At 64.5% G+C, this 15857-nt stretch carries 15 protein-coding genes; 12 read left to right on the top strand and 3 right to left on the bottom strand.

From position 1 onward, the window contains the following. Nucleotides 1–11: 11 nt before the first annotated feature. On the top strand, nucleotides 12–515 hold the full coding sequence (locus ACQKRQ_RS18010; protein ID WP_427478539.1) for a M48 family metallopeptidase: 504 nt from the start codon (nucleotides 12–14) through the stop codon (nucleotides 513–515). Nucleotides 516–525: 10 nt separating this feature from the next. Here ACQKRQ_RS18010 and ACQKRQ_RS18005 read toward each other — a convergent pair whose 3' ends face one another. Then, the gene (locus ACQKRQ_RS18005) at nucleotides 526–2841 is read right to left on the bottom strand and encodes an FdhF/YdeP family oxidoreductase (protein WP_427478537.1); all 2316 of its coding nucleotides are present in this window, start codon (nucleotides 2839–2841) and stop codon (nucleotides 526–528) included. Nucleotides 2842–3011: 170 nt separating this feature from the next. Here ACQKRQ_RS18005 and ACQKRQ_RS18000 point away from each other — a divergent pair, with 170 nt between their 5' ends. Together ACQKRQ_RS18000 and ACQKRQ_RS17995 are read left to right on the top strand one after the other, a co-directional pair. Beyond that, nucleotides 3012–4445 carry a PLP-dependent aminotransferase family protein gene (locus ACQKRQ_RS18000; protein WP_132373790.1) on the top strand — a complete coding sequence of 478 codons (1434 nt, stop codon included), beginning with the start codon at nucleotides 3012–3014 and terminating at the stop codon, nucleotides 4443–4445. A gap of 21 nt (nucleotides 4446–4466) precedes the next feature. Continuing rightward, complete coding sequence (locus tag ACQKRQ_RS17995) at nucleotides 4467–4775, top strand: winged helix-turn-helix domain-containing protein (RefSeq protein ID WP_132373791.1); 309 nt, start codon at nucleotides 4467–4469, stop codon at nucleotides 4773–4775. Between the two features lie 65 nt (nucleotides 4776–4840). Here ACQKRQ_RS17995 and ACQKRQ_RS17990 read toward each other — a convergent pair whose 3' ends face one another. Next, nucleotides 4841–5590 (bottom strand): SDR family oxidoreductase, encoded by a 750-nt coding sequence (locus ACQKRQ_RS17990; protein WP_427478535.1) that lies wholly within the window; start codon nucleotides 5588–5590, stop codon nucleotides 4841–4843. Between the two features lie 268 nt (nucleotides 5591–5858). On the opposite strand from ACQKRQ_RS17990, the gene ACQKRQ_RS17985 reads away from it, so the two are divergent. Together ACQKRQ_RS17985 and ACQKRQ_RS17980 are read left to right on the top strand one after the other, a co-directional pair. Further along, nucleotides 5859–6998, top strand: a complete 1140-nt coding sequence (locus ACQKRQ_RS17985; RefSeq protein WP_132373793.1) for a BMP family ABC transporter substrate-binding protein — start codon at nucleotides 5859–5861, stop codon at nucleotides 6996–6998. Between the two features lie 43 nt (nucleotides 6999–7041). Further along, nucleotides 7042–7584, top strand: coding sequence for a nucleoside deaminase (locus ACQKRQ_RS17980; RefSeq protein ID WP_207915615.1), 543 nt, complete (start codon nucleotides 7042–7044; stop codon nucleotides 7582–7584). Nucleotides 7585–7671: 87 nt separating this feature from the next. On the opposite strand, the gene ACQKRQ_RS17975 is transcribed toward ACQKRQ_RS17980, so the two are convergent. After that, nucleotides 7672–8250 (bottom strand): lysozyme inhibitor LprI family protein, encoded by a 579-nt coding sequence (locus tag ACQKRQ_RS17975; protein ID WP_427478532.1) that lies wholly within the window; start codon nucleotides 8248–8250, stop codon nucleotides 7672–7674. A gap of 309 nt (nucleotides 8251–8559) precedes the next feature. On the opposite strand from ACQKRQ_RS17975, the gene ACQKRQ_RS17970 reads away from it, so the two are divergent. From ACQKRQ_RS17970 to ACQKRQ_RS17940, 7 genes are all read left to right on the top strand, one after another. Further along, nucleotides 8560–9384, top strand: a complete 825-nt coding sequence (locus tag ACQKRQ_RS17970) for an SH3 domain-containing protein (protein WP_427478530.1) — start codon at nucleotides 8560–8562, stop codon at nucleotides 9382–9384. 277 nt (nucleotides 9385–9661) lie between these two features. Beyond that, a complete protein-coding gene (locus ACQKRQ_RS17965; RefSeq protein ID WP_408175821.1) occupies nucleotides 9662–11968 on the top strand; it encodes a putative bifunctional diguanylate cyclase/phosphodiesterase in 2307 nt (768 codons plus the stop codon). Between the two features lie 222 nt (nucleotides 11969–12190). Beyond that, entirely contained in the window at nucleotides 12191–12379 is a 189-nt protein-coding gene (locus ACQKRQ_RS17960; protein WP_012433618.1) for a hypothetical protein, read from the top strand. 126 nt (nucleotides 12380–12505) lie between these two features. Then, nucleotides 12506–13906 (top strand): FAD-containing oxidoreductase, encoded by a 1401-nt coding sequence (locus ACQKRQ_RS17955; RefSeq protein WP_427478528.1) that lies wholly within the window; start codon nucleotides 12506–12508, stop codon nucleotides 13904–13906. A gap of 14 nt (nucleotides 13907–13920) precedes the next feature. Continuing rightward, entirely contained in the window at nucleotides 13921–14271 is a 351-nt protein-coding gene (locus tag ACQKRQ_RS17950) for a cupin domain-containing protein (protein ID WP_427478526.1), read from the top strand. Nucleotides 14272–14407: 136 nt separating this feature from the next. Then, a complete protein-coding gene (locus tag ACQKRQ_RS17945) occupies nucleotides 14408–14983 on the top strand; it encodes a TMEM175 family protein (RefSeq protein ID WP_132373799.1) in 576 nt (191 codons plus the stop codon). A 5-nt stretch (nucleotides 14984–14988) separates the two neighbouring features. After that, nucleotides 14989–15795 (top strand): hypothetical protein, encoded by an 807-nt coding sequence (locus ACQKRQ_RS17940; RefSeq protein ID WP_427479248.1) that lies wholly within the window; start codon nucleotides 14989–14991, stop codon nucleotides 15793–15795. Nucleotides 15796–15857 lie beyond the last annotated feature (62 nt).

Below are 15857 nucleotides of genomic sequence, written 5' to 3'. Positions count from 1 at the left end.
CGACCAGAACCATGTCCCACCTGAAATACCTGAGCGGCTACCCTCCCGCGCTGCAAGAGAAAGTCAAGAAGCTGATCGCCGAAGATCAACTCGGCTCCTATCTCACGGCGCGCTATCCCAACACGCACGACGTGCAAACAGACAGAGCGCTGTACGCCTACTGCGCCGACCTGAAACGCGAGCACCTGCGCAGCGCGGACCAGATCGACAAGGTCGCCTACGACAGCAAACTCGACGTCGTACGCCACGCACTAGGTCTGCATACGAGCATTTCCCGCGTGCAAGGCGGCAAGCTGAAGGCGAAGAAGGAAATCCGCATCGCCTCGCTGTTCAAATCGGCGGCGCCGGAATTTCTGAAAATGATCGTGGTGCACGAACTCGCTCATCTGAAGGAAAGCGACCACAACAAGGCCTTTTACCGACTCTGCGAGTTCATGCAACCGGGTTACCACCAGATCGAATTCGACTTGCGTCTTTACCTGACGCATCGCGCATTGGCGAAAAGCCCGACCTGATCGTCAAGCGTCACGCGGCAACCGCTTCAATCCCGGAAGCCTTCAACAAAACCGGAATCGACTTAGACGTCGGCGTTCCCGCGCCATCGGCGACCGACGACAGCGGCACGAGCGGATTCGTCTCCGGATAATAAGCGCCGAGACAACCGCGCGGAATGTCGTACTCCACGAGCAGAAAACCTTCCGCGTGACGCTCGATGCCGTCGGCCCACACGCTCGTGATATCCACGCGCTGTCCCGCCACGAAGCCGAGCATCGCGAGGTCGTCCTTGTTGGCGAACAACACGCGACGCTGCCCATACACACCGCGATAGCGGTCGTCCAGACCGTAGATCGTCGTGTTGTACTGATCGTGCGAGCGCGTCGTCATCAACGTCATCAGCCGCTCGCCGTGTTCTTTGCGCGCTTGATGAATCGGCGTAGCCATATCGATCGCGTGCACCAGGAACTGCGCCTTGCCGCTCGGCGTCTTCCAGATCCGCTCGCGCGACGCCACGCCGAGGTGGAAGCCGCCAGGATTCTTCAACCGCTCGTTGTAGTCCGTGAAGCCCTCGATCACCTGCGCGATGCCGTCGCGGATCAGCGAGTAGTCAGCGGCCTGCGCGAGCCAATCCACTTTCTCGCTGCCGAGCGTCGCATGCGCCATGCGCGCCACGATCGCGATTTCCGACAGCAGATTCTCCGACGCCGGTTTGTTCATGCCGTACGAGATATGCACCATGCTCATCGAATCCTCGACGCTCACGCCTTGCGCCACGCCGTTCTGCAGGTCGATCTCGGTGCGGCCGAGCGTCGGCAGAATCAGCGCGTCGCGTCCATGCACGAGGTGGCTGCGATTCAGCTTGGTCGTGATGTGCACGGTGAGGTCACACGAACGCATCGCTTCCCATGTGCGCGGCGTATCGGGCGTTGCGATCGAGAAATTGCCGCCGAGGCCGATGAACACTTTCACCTTGCCGTCGAGCATCGCCTGAATCGTATTGACGACGTCGAGTCCGTGTTCGCGCGGCGGCTCGAAATCGTAGACTTCGCCGAGCCGGTCGAGAAACGCCTGGGTCGGCCTTTCTTCAATGCCGACCGTGCGGTCGCCTTGCACGTTCGAGTGCCCGCGCACCGGGCACAGGCCCGCGCCGCGCCGGCCGATGTTGCCGCGCATCATCATCAGGTTCGACAGGATCTGCACCGTCGGCACCGAATTCTTGTGCTGCGTGAGGCCCATGCCCCACGTCGAGATCACGGCGCGCCCCTTCACGTAGATGTCGGCGAGCTTCAGCACGTCTTCGAACGGCACGCCCGCTTCGGCGACGATCGTGTCCCAGTTTTCGGCGCGCAGGTCATCGGCGAACGCCTCGAAGCCCACGGTATGTTCGGCGATGAACGCGACGTCGAGCACGCGCTCGAGACCCGACGCCACAGCCTCATCGTCGAGTTCGATCACGCGCTTGGCGACGCCCTTGATCAGCGCGAAATCGCCGCCGACCTTCGGGCGGATGAACACGGAACTGATCCTGGTGCTGCCCATCGTCAGCATTTCCACCGGATGCTGCGGGCTCGCAAAGCGCTCGAGGCCGCGCTCCTTCAGCGGATTGATCGACACGATGGTCGCGCCGCGCTTGGCGCACTCGCGCAGTTCGCCGAGCATCCGCGGATGGTTGGTGGCCGGATTCTGGCCGAAGATCAGGAGCGTATCGGCGTGTTCGAAGTCGTCGAGCGTCACCGTGCCTTTGCCGATGCCGACGGTATGCGGCAAGCCGCGGCTGGTCGCCTCGTGGCACATGTTCGAGCAGTCGGGGAAGTTGTTGGTGCCGTACATGCGCACGAACAGCTGGTACAGGAACGCGGCTTCGTTACTCGCGCGGCCCGAGGTGTAGAAGGCGGCGCGGTCCGGATCGTCGAGGCGCTTCAGGTGATCGGCGATCAGGTCGAACGCTTCGTGCCAGCCGATCGGCACGTAGCGGTCGCGCACGGCGTCGTAGACGAGCGGGTCGGTCAGGCGGCCGTGCTGTTCGAGTTCGAAGTCCGATTGCGTCATCAGTTCGGCAATGGTGTGTTGCTCGAAGAACGCCGGCGTCACGCGCTTGCTGGTCGCTTCGGCGGCCACGGCCTTCACGCCGTTTTCGCAGAACTCGAAGGTGGATGCATGCTCGCGATCCGGCCACGCGCAGCCGGGGCAGTCGAAGCCGTCCGGCTGATTCTGCTTGAACAGCATGCGGTAGTCGCCGCCCGTCACCTTTTCCTTGATCAGGTTGATGGCGACGTACTTGAGCGCGCCCCAGCCTGCGGCGGGGTGCGTATAGGGTTCGATGCGAGCTTCGGGTTTCTTCATGATGTTGCCGCCGGATCGGGCTTGAACGAGGCTGTTGAGCCGATAGGTGCAAGCCTACTGTGTTCCAAAAAGGGCGCAGCATACAGAAAATTGGAAAGAGAAGGGATACAGTTGCGAGACTTTTGTCATAGACTGGCGTTCCAGCCCACGCTTCGGTTTGACTCAGGTCCTTGAAACTGTACGAAAAACTCGCCGATGAAATGACCGAAGCCGTGCGCCGCGGGGTGTTCGCGGCGGGCGAGCGGATTCCGTCGGTGCGCCAGGCGAGTCAGCAGCACGGCGTCAGCATCAAGACGGTGTTGCACGCATACGCGTTGCTGGAAAGCCGTGGGATCGTCGAGACCCGTCCGCAGTCGGGCTATTTCGTGCGCGACGCCGCAGCGCGGGCAGTAGCGCTCGACGAACCGCGGCCCGGCCGCCTGTCAACACCGCAGACGCCGCCGGTGGCCGCCGCGGTGGACGTGAGCCGCCTCGTGCTGTCGACGTTGCGCAGCATCCGCGCGCACGACGCCGTGCCGTTCGGCTCGCCGTATCCGGATCCGTCGCTGTTCCCGTGGCGGCGCATCAACCAGTACGCGAACGCGATCGCGCGACGCCACGCGAGTTGGAACCTGATTGACGACCTGCCGCCGGGCAACCCCGAACTGATCCGGCAGATCGCCCGGCGCTACGCCGAGAACGGCGTGCCGGTCGATCCCGACGAAATCGTCATCACGCTCGGCGCGACCGAAGCGATCAACCTGAGCCTGCAGGCGGTCGCCAAACCCGGCGACACGGTGGCCGTCGAATCGCCGACTTATTACGCGATGCTGCATGCCATCGAGCGTCTGGGCATGCGCGCGATCGAGGTGTCCACGCATCCGGTGCACGGCATCGATATCGAGGCGTTGGCTCAAGTGATCGCCGAACAGAAAATCGCGGCCTGCATGGTGATGCCGAACTTCCAGAATCCGCTCGGTTTCCAGATGCCCGACACGCGCAAGCGGCAACTGGTCGAACTGCTCGCCGCGCACGAGATTCCCGTGATCGAAAACGATGTCTATCAGGAGCTGTACTTCGGCGAGACGCGGCCGTCGACCTTGAAGAACTTCGACAAGAAAGGGCTGGTGCTGCACTGCGCGTCGTTTTCGAAGAGCCTGACCGCGTCGTACCGGATCGGTTGGGCGCTGCCGGGACGCTATCGCGCGCAGGTCGAGAAGCTGAAGTTTCTCAATACGCTGACCACGCCGTCGGTGCCGCAAGTCGCGGTCGCCGATTATTTGCGGCAGGACGGCTACGACCGGCATCTGCGGCACGTGCGCAAGGTCTACCGGCAGCAGGCGAGCATCATGATGGCGATGGTGCAGCGGTTTTTTCCGGTCGGCACGCGTATGTCGACGCCGCAGGGTGGATACGTGCTGTGGGTAGAACTGCCCGAGCGTGTCGATTCGATGCGGCTTTACCAGGCGGCGCTTGCGCGCAGCATCACGGTCGGGCCGGGCATGATGTTTTCGACGCGCAACGATTTCCGCCACTTCATCCGGCTCAACTACAGCTATCCGTGGACGGCGCAGACCGAAGCGGCTTTGAAGACGTTGGGTGAGTTGGTCACACAGATGGCATAAGAGAACGAGGAGACATTCACCATGGAAGACGACGAACTCGATCCGGTGCTGGCCGCCGTGCTGACGCAACTGTGGCGCGCGCATCGGGAGACGCCGGGCGGCGCGTGGTCGCTCGCCAAACTGTCGAAGCAGGCGGGCGTGCCGATGAGCGGCTTGCGCCGGCACTTGACGGCGCTCGTCGACGGCGGTCTGGTCGACACCACCTTCAACGAGGAAGGGACAGGCACGGCGCGCCTGAGCGAACTCGGCGAAAGCCTGTGTGCCGACTTGTTCGGCGATGGCGAATTGCCCGATGACGACGAGGCGGATCCGTCGCCGAAGCTTCACTGAAGCGCGTCGCGCGTGACTGGGCGACAGATCGGCGAGCCGCGTGCGCGGCTCGCCTAAGCGCGAGCTTAAAGCTGGCTCATACCGCCATCGGCGATGATTTCCGTGCCGACAATGAACGCCGATTCCGGCGCCGAAAGATGCAGCACGGTCGAGGCGATTTCTTCCGGCGTGCCGAAGCGGCCGACCGGCACCTGGCCGAGAATCTGCGCGGCGGTGGCTTCGAGCGCGGCGGCGTCGAGACCGAGCTTGCCATACAGCGGCGTTTGCACCGGGCCGGGGCTCACCACATTGACGCGCACGCCTTGCGGCAGCAATTCCGACGACAGCGTCTTCGCCAGCGAAATCACGGCGGCCTTGCTCGCCGCATACACGGATGACGCCGGCATACCGATATGCGCATTGATCGATCCGTTGATCACGATCGACGCGCCGCGATTGAGCAACGGCAGCAGTGCCTGAATCTGGAAGTAGGCGCCCTTGACGTTGATGTTGAACATCGCGTCCCAGAAGGCTTCGTCGACATCCGGGAACGGCGCGAATTTCGCGGTGCCGGCGTTGACGAACACCGCGTCGAGGCGGATGCCGGCGGCGCTGATCGCGGCGGCCAGTTCACGCGCCGACGCCACCGAGCCGGCGTCGTTGCGCACCGCGACGGCGTCGGCGCCGAGCGCCAGTCTGGCCGTTTCGAGCGCATCGGCGTCGCGGCCGGTGATGACCACACGGGCGCCTTCGTGGGCGAATGCCTTGGCGGCTGCGAAGCCGATGCCGCTGCTGCCGCCGGTGACGAGAACCGACTTACCTTGGAAGCGAGTCATTTTGAATCTCCGAAAGAGTGTTGCGGGTTGGTGAGAGTCATAGTGCGCCTGTGCGAGATGCTTGCCGTACCACTTCTCCGATGCACTCGTTCGAAGTCATCGAACATGTTTTCCTGGGCACCCAGAATACTGGATTCGTTATAGACGAGATAACGAATAATAATTTTTCCGCTGAAATTGACCTTCGAATATGGCCCCCTATGCTGGAGCCTTGCCCGGGTCATCCCGAGCGCTGGGGCAGGCACCTTCAACCATCTTTGGAGAATCCATGAAAACAACGCTGGCGCGAGCGCTGCATCATTCACTGCGCATCAAAACCGTCCGAACCGTCCGCACGCTCATTTCAGCGACGCTTGGCGCGAGCCTGGCATTCAGCGCCGCGGGGGCGTCGGCCGCCGCCACGCAGCCGATCGGCATTGCCTTCGTCTATCTCGGCAATCCCGGCGACGCCGGCTGGACCTACGCGCACGAACAGGGCGTGAAAGCGCTCGAGGCGAAGTTCGGCGACAAGGTCAAGGTGACGCGCGTCGAGAACGTGCCGGAGTCGGCGGATTCGGAGCGCGTGTTCCGCGATCTGGCGTCCAAGGGCAACAAGATCGTGGTGGGTTCGAGCTTCGGCTTCCAGGATTTCGAACTGAAGGTCGCGAAGGACTTCCCGGACGCCGTGTTCGAACATGCCACCGGCTACAAGAAGGCCGCCAACTTCGCCACCTACGACGTGCGCACCTATCAGAGCGCTTACCTGGCAGGTCTCGTCGCGGGCTATACGACCAAGTCGAATACACTCGGCTTTGTCGGCTCCGTGCCGGTGCCCGAAGTCGTGCGCAACATCAACGCGTTCACGATGGGCGCACGCTCGGTCAATCCGAATGCGCGCGTGAAGGTGGTGTGGATCAACAGCTGGTTCGATCCGGGCCGCGAAAAGCAGGCTGCCGAAACGCTGATCGGCCAGGGCGCCGACGTGCTGATCCAGAACACCGATTCGACGGCGACCATGCAGACCGCCGAGCAGAAGAAGGTGCATGCGTTCGGCTGGGACTCGGATATGAAGAAGTTCGGGCCGAACGCGCAACTCGGCGCATGCGTGAGCAACTGGGGCGTGTACTACACGCATCTGGTGGATCAGGTGATGGCGGGCACATGGAACAACTCGCCGGTGTGGTGGGGGCTGAAAGAGAAAGCGATCGATCTCGCCGACATCAACACCGACGCCGTATCGCCGGCCGCGCAAAAGGCCTTGAGCCAGAAGCGCGACGACATTATCTCCGGCAAGTTCAATCCGTTTGCCGGTCCGATCATGGATCAATCCGGCGCGGTGAAGGTCGCCGCGGGCAAGTCGCTGAGCGATCCGGAACTGCTGCGTTTGAACTGGTTCGTGCAAGGCGTGGATGGCTCGCTGCCCAAGTAGAAATTTACTTCGCTAATCTAACTATTATTCAAGGAGATCGCCCGTGAGTCTGACCGTTTCGACGGAGGCCGCCACCGCGGCCGCGAACTATCCGCCGCAGGGTTTGACGCCCACGCACGAACAGATCGTGCGGCATCTGCGGCATTCGAGCCGGGTGGCGGAGCGGGCGACGCTGCTAGGACATCATCCGTTCGGCGCGGTGCTGGTCGGGCCGGACCAGGAGACCGTGCTGATGGAGCAGGGCAACGTCGACACGGTGAATCACGCCGAGTCGGTGCTGGCGCGCGTGGCGGCGTTGAACTTCACGCCGGAGTATTTGTGGAGTTGCACGCTGTACACGTCGGTCGAACCTTGCTGCATGTGCGCCGGGACGATGTATTGGGCAAACATCGGCCGGGTCGTGTTCGGCATGACCGAGAAGCGCTTGCTGGAAGCAACCGGCGATCACGCCGAGAATCCGACCATGAGCGTGGACTGCCGGTATGTCTTCGATCATTGCCAGAAGCCGGTCGAGGTGCTCGGGCCGGTGCCCGAGGTGGAAGCCGAGGTGATGGAAGTTCAGCGCAGATTCTGGAGCGGCCGGTAGCAGTGCTTTCGCCGCCTTCGCGGGAGAACGACCACCTTGCACGCATGCTGGCGTGGCGGCGCTCCGCCAGCATGCGCATCACCTTTCTCATTGCGCGGCGTCCGCCTGCATCTCCGCCGGTGCGAGCATCGCGACGCCGCAGAACCAGTCGCCGCCACGCGCTTGATGTTTCCACTGACCGCTGGTCTCCCTGAGCACGGTGGAACACTGTTCGTTCATCGCGATCCCCGGATTCGCTGCCGTGCACTGACGCATCGCCACCTCGGTGGGCTGCGCGGGCGCCATGAGCGGCCTGCGCCGCGTGTCCGGTTCAACCGGCGTAGCGGACGGCGGCGGCGTTCCGGCTTGCATGCTGTCGATCAGTTTCCGCAGTTCTTCGATACGCGTCGCGTACCACGTCCCCAGACACGCCGCATCGCGGCAGTTCGCTTCACGCCATGCCCACTTGCTGTCGCTGTCGGTGAGAAAGGCCCGCCGGTTGGTGACCCGCCGACGCGCTTTCCAGTACAGTTGCCCCAGCGTGTCGTCGAGCTTCGAGAGCGCGGGGTCGTTGCAGATCATCTTCTCCGTTAACGAGCGCCCCCTGTTGCAGTCGAAGCTGGTGGCGTGGGCGGATGGCTGCGCGAACATCAGCGCGGCGATCAGAAGTGGGCGGATTCTTGTCATGGCGGTCCCGGCAGTGCATGGCTTTTTCATGCAATGGATGATCGGCCGAGTTGCCGGAATACGGACGACCGAAAAACGCGTGAGTTCACGTGGGTGGTTACCAAATCTTGCCTCACGGGGACGGCAGGAATCGACGCGAGACGTTGACCAAACGCTTTCAGGCATGTGCCGTGCAACTCGCCTGTGAGCCGACGCACCGCGCATGGCAATGCGGCGTGCATTGCAGGGACCGGAAGCAGGACTCACAACAAGCCGGACAGGCCGCCAACACCTGGCAACACCAACGCGGCCCTTGAAACGGGAGAAAGAATGAAACAACACCTCGTTCGTTGTCTGTATGCGGCGGCCGGCGCGCTTGCCTTACCCGCTGTAGCTGGCGCGCAGTCGCAGGCTTATACCAACACTACCGTCAACGTTCGCGCGGGTCCGGCGCCGGATTATCCGGTCGTGGCGCAACTGCCGCGCGGTGTGCCATTGAGCGTCATGGGCTGCATCAGCAACTATCAATGGTGCGATGTCGCCGCGCCGAACTTGCGCGGCTGGGCCTATGCAGGGTCGCTCAGTTATCCCTACCAGGGCGCCAACGTACCGGTGATGAACTACGGCACGGTGATCGGGCTGCCGATCGTGACGTTCTCGATCGGTACGTACTGGGGCAACTATTATCGCGGCCGGCCCTGGTACGGCCAGCAATCGCGCTGGGCGCATCATCCGCCGCCGCCCCCGCCGCGACCCGGCGCGGGACGGCCACCAGGGCACGGCGGAGGAAGGCCACCCGGCGGACCGCCACCCGGGCACGGCGGAGGAAGACCGCCGGGCGGACCGCCACCGGGGCACGACGGAGGAAGACCGCCGGGCGGGTCGCCACCGGGGCATGGCGGAGGAAGGCCATCGGGCGGTCAGCCACCGGGGCATGGCGGAGGAAAGCCATCGGGTGGTCAGCCGCCGGGGAATGTTGGCGGGCGGCCACCGGGTGGTCAACCGCAGGGCAATGCCGGTGGCCGGCCCCAAGGCGGTCACCCTCAAGGTGGCGGAGACAGGCCGCCGGGCGGCGGCAACGGCGGTAACGGTGGCGGAGGACACGGAGGCGGCGGAGGCGGAGGCGGCGGCCGTCCACCGGATCAGCATAGCTGATCGCGCTCATGCGCAAGTCGCCACGGCGTGTTCCAGCGCGATTCGGGTTCCGCCTGCGCCACAGGCGGCAGCGGAGCCCGAAACCCGGCCCGCGCGGCGCCCGCCCACGGCGTCATCACCCGCTCCAGCATGGCCATTGGGCCGTTTGACCCAGCGATCGACCGGCCCAATTGGCCAACCCGTCTGCGACACGCGACGAATTAAATTCGCCGGCCTCGCGTAAACCCCCGTGTGCCGCGTACACTAACTTGCCGATGTCGGGTTAGGGGGCGCACATATGACTTGCGAAGCGACATCAGAAAACACGCTGGGAGCAGCGCCTGAAGGCCGCTATGGATCGAATCTCGCCGAAGGGGTGCTGGCGTCGGAGCGCACGGTGTTGCGGTTGATCACCCGCAACACGCCGCTGCCGGAATTGCTTGACGAAGTATGCCGCCGCGCGGAAGCGCTGCTGGGGGAAGGCGCGTCCTGTTCAATCCTGCTGCTCGACCCCGACGGCGTGCACACCAGAGTGGGCGGCGCGCCGTCGCTGCCGGCGCACTTCAGCGCGGCGATCGACGGCGCCGCGATCGGCCCACGGGTCGGCTCGTGCGGCACCGCGATGTACGAGCGGCGTCTCGTCGTCGTCGAGGATATCGAAACCGATCCGCTGTGGGCCGACTTCCGGCACCTCGCGTTACCGCTCGGCCTGCGGGCCTGCTGGTCGGTGCCCTTTGAAAACGATTCCGGCGTGGTGCTCGGCGCCTTCGCGGTGTACTACCGCGTGCCGCGCCGTCCGAGCGCCGAGGAAGAGGCGATGCTGCGCGACATCGGTCACAGCGTCGGTCTCGCCGTGCATCAGGACACCATGGTTCAGCGCCTCGCGCACAGCGAGGAGCATCACCGGCTGGTGGTCGATCACCTGATCGAAGGGATCGTGGTGCAGTCGCGCGGGGGCATCGTGCTCGCCTGCAATCCGAGCGCGCAGCGCATTTTGCGCGCGACCCCGCAGATCGTCGGCCGCAGTATTCATACGGTGATGGTGCGCGCGTATCACGAGGACGGCTCGCTCGTCGCCGATACGGCTCGTCCGACCGCCCAGGTGCTGGCAACCGGCAAACCCGTGCTCGGCGTCACGATCGGCGTGGAGCTGATCGGCGGCGACATCGTCTGGATCACCGAGAACGTCGTGCCGATCATCAAGCCGGGCGAGAGCGAACCCAGTTCGGTGCTGATTTCGTTCACCGACATCGGACCTGTGCGCGAGGCGCAGCGCCAACTCAAGTTCCTCGCCACCCGTGATTCGCTCACCGGCCTCTACAACCGCGCCTATCTTACCGAGCGGATGCGCGATCTGTTCACGCCGGACATGTCGTCCGGCATGGGCGAGCTGGCGAGCGTCGCCGTGCTGTTCGTCGATCTGGACGGCTTCAAGAAAGTCAACGACACCGCCGGTCACGAGGCCGGCGACTCGCTCCTGTGCAGCGTGGCGGAGCGCCTCTCGGCGTGCATCTCGGCCGAGGACACGCTCGCGCGCGTGGGCGGCGACGAATTCGTGATCGTGGTCAGCGCGTATGAAAACACCGGGCATCTGATCGGCCTCGCGCGCCGCATCCTCGACATGATCGCGGTGCCGTTCGCGGTGGCGGACAACGAGTACTACCTGGGCGCGTCGATCGGCATCAGCCGCTTTCCCGAAGACGGCCAGGACGTCGCCACGCTCATGCGCAACGCCGATTCGGCGATGTATCACGCCAAGCAGCGCGGCCGCAATAACTTCCAGTTCTTCACCGCCGAGCTGAATCAGCATCTGCAGCGCCGCTTCACGATCGAGCAATCGCTGCGGCGCGCGCTCGCCGCCAGCGAACTGAGCCTCGTGTACCAGCCGATCGTCGATAGCCACGACGGCCGCACGATCGGCGCGGAGGCGCTCCTGCGCTGGTACAACAGCGAGCTGGGCAACGTGTCGCCGGGGGAATTCATCCCCGTGGCCGAAGATGCCGGGCTGATCGTCGAGATCGGCGACTTCGTGCTGGCGCGGGCCTGCGAGCAGGTGGCGCAATGGCGCCGCACGCTGGCGCCGGAGCTGATCGTCGCGGTGAACCTGTCGCCGCGGCAGTTCAACGACGGCCTGGTGGAGCGGATCGAACGCTGTCTCGCGCAGTCCGGGCTCGAACCGACGGCGTTGGAGCTGGAGATCACCGAGCGGCTGCTGATGAGCGACAGCGAAACCGTCCTGCCGATGCTGAGCGCGCTGAACGCCATGGGCGTGCGCATTTCCGTCGACGATTTCGGCACCGGCTATTCATCGTTGTCGTATCTGAAGCGCTTCCCGCTGCATAACCTGAAAATCGACCGCTCGTTTGTCGCGGGGCTGCCGGATCATCGCGATTCGATTGCGATTACCCAGGCGGTGGTGGCGATGGCGCACTCCCTCGGCATGAACGTCACCGCCGAAGGGGTAGAAACCGCCGAACAGGCGGCGTTCCTGCGCGCGATCGATTGCGACAAGCAGCAGGGCTATCTTTACAGCCGCCCGGTCGGGGCAAGCGCGTATGCCCGCGCTTTGTGGGACGCGCAGCTCAACGTGGCCGACGCCTCCTGAACCCGGCGGCGACCCGCATGCAAGCCCGGACGCCTTGCCGGGCCTGCGAATGCGGGCTTTCGCCGGGTGCGGCCGCGGGCAGCCGGATTCGATTGTTCGGTTTGACAAACAAGTGACTTCGCGTTCCCGGTATTTATCCGCGAGGTCGGTCTCCCTAAAATGCTCCCATCGAAAGGTAAATTGAGTGCGATGCCGAAGCGGCATCGTGCGATGGGAGTTGTCATGCCAGCTTTAATCAGAGACCAGCTTTACCGGCCGTCGGTGGTCTTACCGATGGTCGCCCTCATGCAGGTGATGGTGTCGCAGGATTTCAATCTCGGCCAGGTCGGCTGGGTAATGGCGTCCCGGGGCGCGCAGGCCGCGCTGCAACGTTCGCGCGAATTGATCTGCGCCGTGCATTGCCACGCCTGAGCAAAACAGACGGAAAACAGCAGTCATCCGCAACAATCCGCGGCAGTAGTGAGCGGCACAACATGGTGATTCCAAGGGCGAAGGGTAAGATGCTACGACCAGCACCCCAGCCTCGGGAGAGTTGCCATGCCACAGCACTTCGACGCAGTTGTGATCGGTACGGGACAAGGCGGCTCACCGCTCGCCGTGCGTCTCGGTCAAAGCGGCCGTAAAACCGCGGTCATTGAACGGGCTGCCTTTGGCGGCACCTGTGTCAACGTCGGCTGCACGCCGACCAAATCCTATGTGGCGAGCGCCCGCGCGGCGCATGTCGCGCGTCATTGCGCGGAACTCGGCGTGCAGGTGGGCGGCGCGATCAGCGTCGACCTGGCCGCGGTCAAGGCGCGCAAGGACGAGATCATCGGGCAGTCGCGCGACGGCGTCGAGAAATGGCTGCGCGGCACGAAGAACGTGAGCGTGTTCAAAGGCCACGCGCGCTTCACCGAACCGCATGCGCTCGCCATCAGCGGGCTGGACGGCAACCTGCTCGACGAAGTCAGCGCCGACGAAATCTTCATCAATACAGGCACGCGCGCCGTCGTGCCGCCGCTCGACGGACTCGAGCGGATTCGCTACTACACCAACTCCAACCTGCTCGACCTGACCGAATTGCCGAGTCATCTGGTGATCGTCGGCGCGAGTTATATCGCGCTCGAATTCGCGCAGATCTTTCGCCGCTTCGGCAGCCAGGTGACCGTGCTGGTGCGCGGCGAGCGCCTGCTCACCCGCGAGGACGCCGATTTCGCCGATTCCGTGCACAAGGTGCTGGCCCGCGAGGGCGTGGAGTTTCGCTTCGGCGTGCAGCCTTCGCGGGTCGAGCCGCATCCGCATCGCGAGAACGAAGTGTGCATCGGCTTCGAGCAGAACATCCCCGCGCTCGAAGCGTCGCACCTGCTGTTCGCGACCGGCCGCGAACCGAATACCGACGACCTCGGCCTCGCGGCCGCCGGCATCACGACGGACAAACACGGCACGATTCCGGTCGATGGCCAGTTGCGCACCAACGTGCCGGGCGTCTGGGCGATCGGCGACGTCAACGGGCGGGGCGCCTTCACCCACACCTCCTACGACGACTATCAGATCGTCGCGGCCAATCTGCTCGACGGCGGCTCGCGCAGCGTCGATACGCGGATCATGACGTATGCGGTATTCGTCGATCCGCCGCTCGCGCGTGTCGGCGCCTCGGAGGCCGAGGTGCGCAAGGCGGGCCGCGACGCGCTGATCGCCACCATGCCGATGACGCGAGTGGGCCGCGCGCGCGAACGGGGCGAGACCGACGGCTTCATGAAGGTGATGGTCGACAAGGAGAGCAAGCAGATTCTCGGGGCGGCGATTCACGGCATCGAAGGCGATGAGGCGCTGCACACGTTCATCGACATCATGACGGCGGGCGCGCCGTATCCGACGCTGGAGTATGCGATGCATATCCACCCGACCATCAGCGAACTGGTGCCGACCTTGCTCGATGGACTCAAGCCAATGAAGTGAGCGGAGCACATACGGTGAAGCGCGCAATCAGAAGCGGCAATCTGTTCGACGACCGGGCACCAGCGGGCGCGGACGAGCAGGTCGACACGTTCGTGGAGCAGGGCGGCGTGAGCATCGAGCGGATCGTCTCGATGGGGCATGCCAGTCCGCCGGGCTTCTGGTACGACAGTCCGCGCGCGGAATGGGTCGTGCTGCTGAGCGGCGCGGCGGCGCTCGAATTCGAAGGCGAGGCCGAGCCGCATCGGATGAAGGCCGGCGATCATGTGCTGATCGACGCGCATTGCCGGCATCGGGTGGCATGGACGAGCGATCAGGAGCCCAGCGTGTGGCTCGCCGTCTACTACCCGGACGGCGCTTCAGCCTGAGCGCGGCACGCTGGCGATCGATCAGGCGCATCGACAAAGCGTCGGGCCATCGCGGATAATCGGCAACGGCGCGGGTCGTCTGCGGAATGCGGGCGAACGGTGCGCACAACCGCATTCATCATCAGGAATCCAACCGATGGGCAAGGGACGTGTCGAAGCCTTCAGCGATGGCGTGATCGCCATCATCATCACGATCATGGTGCTCGAGTTGAAAGTGCCGGAAGGCTTCGATCTCGCCGCGCTGCGTCCGGTGCTCCCCGTGTTCTGCGCGTACGTGCTGAGCTTCATCTACGTCGGCATCTACTGGAACAATCATCATCACATGTTCCATGCCGTGCAGAAGGTCAACGGCGCGGTGCTGTGGGCCAATCTGCATCTGCTGTTCTGGCTGTCGCTGCTGCCGGCCGTCACGCATTGGGCCGGCGAAAACCATCTGGCCTCCTGGCCGACCGCGATGTACGGCGTGGTGCTGTTCATGTCGTCGATCGCGTATTTCATTCTGACGGGCGTGCTGATCCGCGAGCACGGCGGGGACTCGACCCTCGCCAAAGCGGTCGGCAACGACTTCAAGGGCAAGGTCTCGGTCGTGATCTATCTGGCGGGCATTGCGCTGGCGTTTGTCGCGCCGTGGGTTTCGGCCGCGCTCTATACGCTGGCTGCCGCGTGGTGGCTGGTTCCGGACCGGCGCATCGAACACCTGCTGGAATCGTAAGCTTGCTGCTCGCGCTCAAAGTCGTACTGGTGCCCGCGTTTCTCGCCGCGCTGACCGTGGCGGGGCGCGTGTGGGGGCCGTCAGTGGCGGGGTGGCTCGCGGGGCTGCCGGTAGTCGCCGGGCCGATCGTGTTGCTGCTCGCGCTGGAGCGCGGTCCGTCGTTCGCGGCGCAGGCGTCGGTGGCCTCGATCGCGGCGATTGCCGCGTCGGAAGCCTTCAATTTTGCGTATGCGTGGAGCTGCCGCCGTGTCTCGTGGCCGCTCGCGCTGGTCGTCGGCATGGTGGGCTGGGTCGGCGTGGCCATTCTGCTCACGCAGCTTCCGGCCGGACTTGCATGGGCGGTGGCGGCGGCCTGTGTCGCCGTGGCGGTGTCGCAAAGCGGCTTGCCGCGCGTGACTGGTCACGTGCCGGCGGCGCGCCTCGGACTCGGCGACCTCGCCGTGCGCATGCTCGCCGGCGCATTGCTGACGGTCGCGGTGACCACGCTGTCCGCGTCGCTGGGCGCGACCTGGAGCGGACTGCTGTCGGTGTTTCCCTTGCTCGGCATCGTGCTCGCGGTGTCGGCGCAGCGCGCGCACGGCGCGGACTTCGTCGCTTTGCTGATGCGCGGCATGGTGATTGGCCGCGCCTCGTTCGCAGCGTTCTTCGCCGTGACCGCGACGATGCTGCCGCGGTATGGCGTGTGGCTGAGCTTTGCGTGCGCGGCGCTGGTCTCGATCGTCGTGCAGGGCGCGACGCGGCGGATGCTCAACGCGGAGCGGCCGGTGCAGCGCGTGCCGCATGAGCTCGCGGAGCAGCAGTCGGCGGATTGAGCGCACGGGTTCAACGCAGTTCGAAGCACGCGGAACACTTGCTCATGCGAAACGACAGCGCA

It is taken from the genome of Paraburkholderia sp. NPDC080076, assembly GCF_050281145.1.
Lineage (GTDB): Bacteria > Pseudomonadota > Gammaproteobacteria > Burkholderiales > Burkholderiaceae > Paraburkholderia.
Note: the sequence above shows the minus strand (reverse complement) of the source record. Positions and strands in the feature narration are given on the sequence as shown.

Coding starts and splice junctions, on each gene's coding strand:
- ACQKRQ_RS17945 (WP_132373799.1), top strand. CDS start 14,408: ATGGGCAAGGGACGTGTCGAAGCCTTCAGCGATGGCGTGATCGCCATC.
- ACQKRQ_RS17995 (WP_132373791.1), top strand. CDS start 4,467: ATGGAAGACGACGAACTCGATCCGGTGCTGGCCGCCGTGCTGACGCAA.
- ACQKRQ_RS17975 (WP_427478532.1), bottom strand. CDS start 8,250: ATGACAAGAATCCGCCCACTTCTGATCGCCGCGCTGATGTTCGCGCAG.
- ACQKRQ_RS17970 (WP_427478530.1), top strand. CDS start 8,560: ATGAAACAACACCTCGTTCGTTGTCTGTATGCGGCGGCCGGCGCGCTT.
- ACQKRQ_RS17955 (WP_427478528.1), top strand. CDS start 12,506: ATGCCACAGCACTTCGACGCAGTTGTGATCGGTACGGGACAAGGCGGC.
- ACQKRQ_RS18005 (WP_427478537.1), bottom strand. CDS start 2,841: ATGAAGAAACCCGAAGCTCGCATCGAACCCTATACGCACCCCGCCGCA.
- ACQKRQ_RS17960 (WP_012433618.1), top strand. CDS start 12,191: ATGCCAGCTTTAATCAGAGACCAGCTTTACCGGCCGTCGGTGGTCTTA.
- ACQKRQ_RS18010 (WP_427478539.1), top strand. CDS start 12: ATGTCCCACCTGAAATACCTGAGCGGCTACCCTCCCGCGCTGCAAGAG.
- ACQKRQ_RS17990 (WP_427478535.1), bottom strand. CDS start 5,590: ATGACTCGCTTCCAAGGTAAGTCGGTTCTCGTCACCGGCGGCAGCAGC.
- ACQKRQ_RS17985 (WP_132373793.1), top strand. CDS start 5,859: ATGAAAACAACGCTGGCGCGAGCGCTGCATCATTCACTGCGCATCAAA.
- ACQKRQ_RS17965 (WP_408175821.1), top strand. CDS start 9,662: ATGACTTGCGAAGCGACATCAGAAAACACGCTGGGAGCAGCGCCTGAA.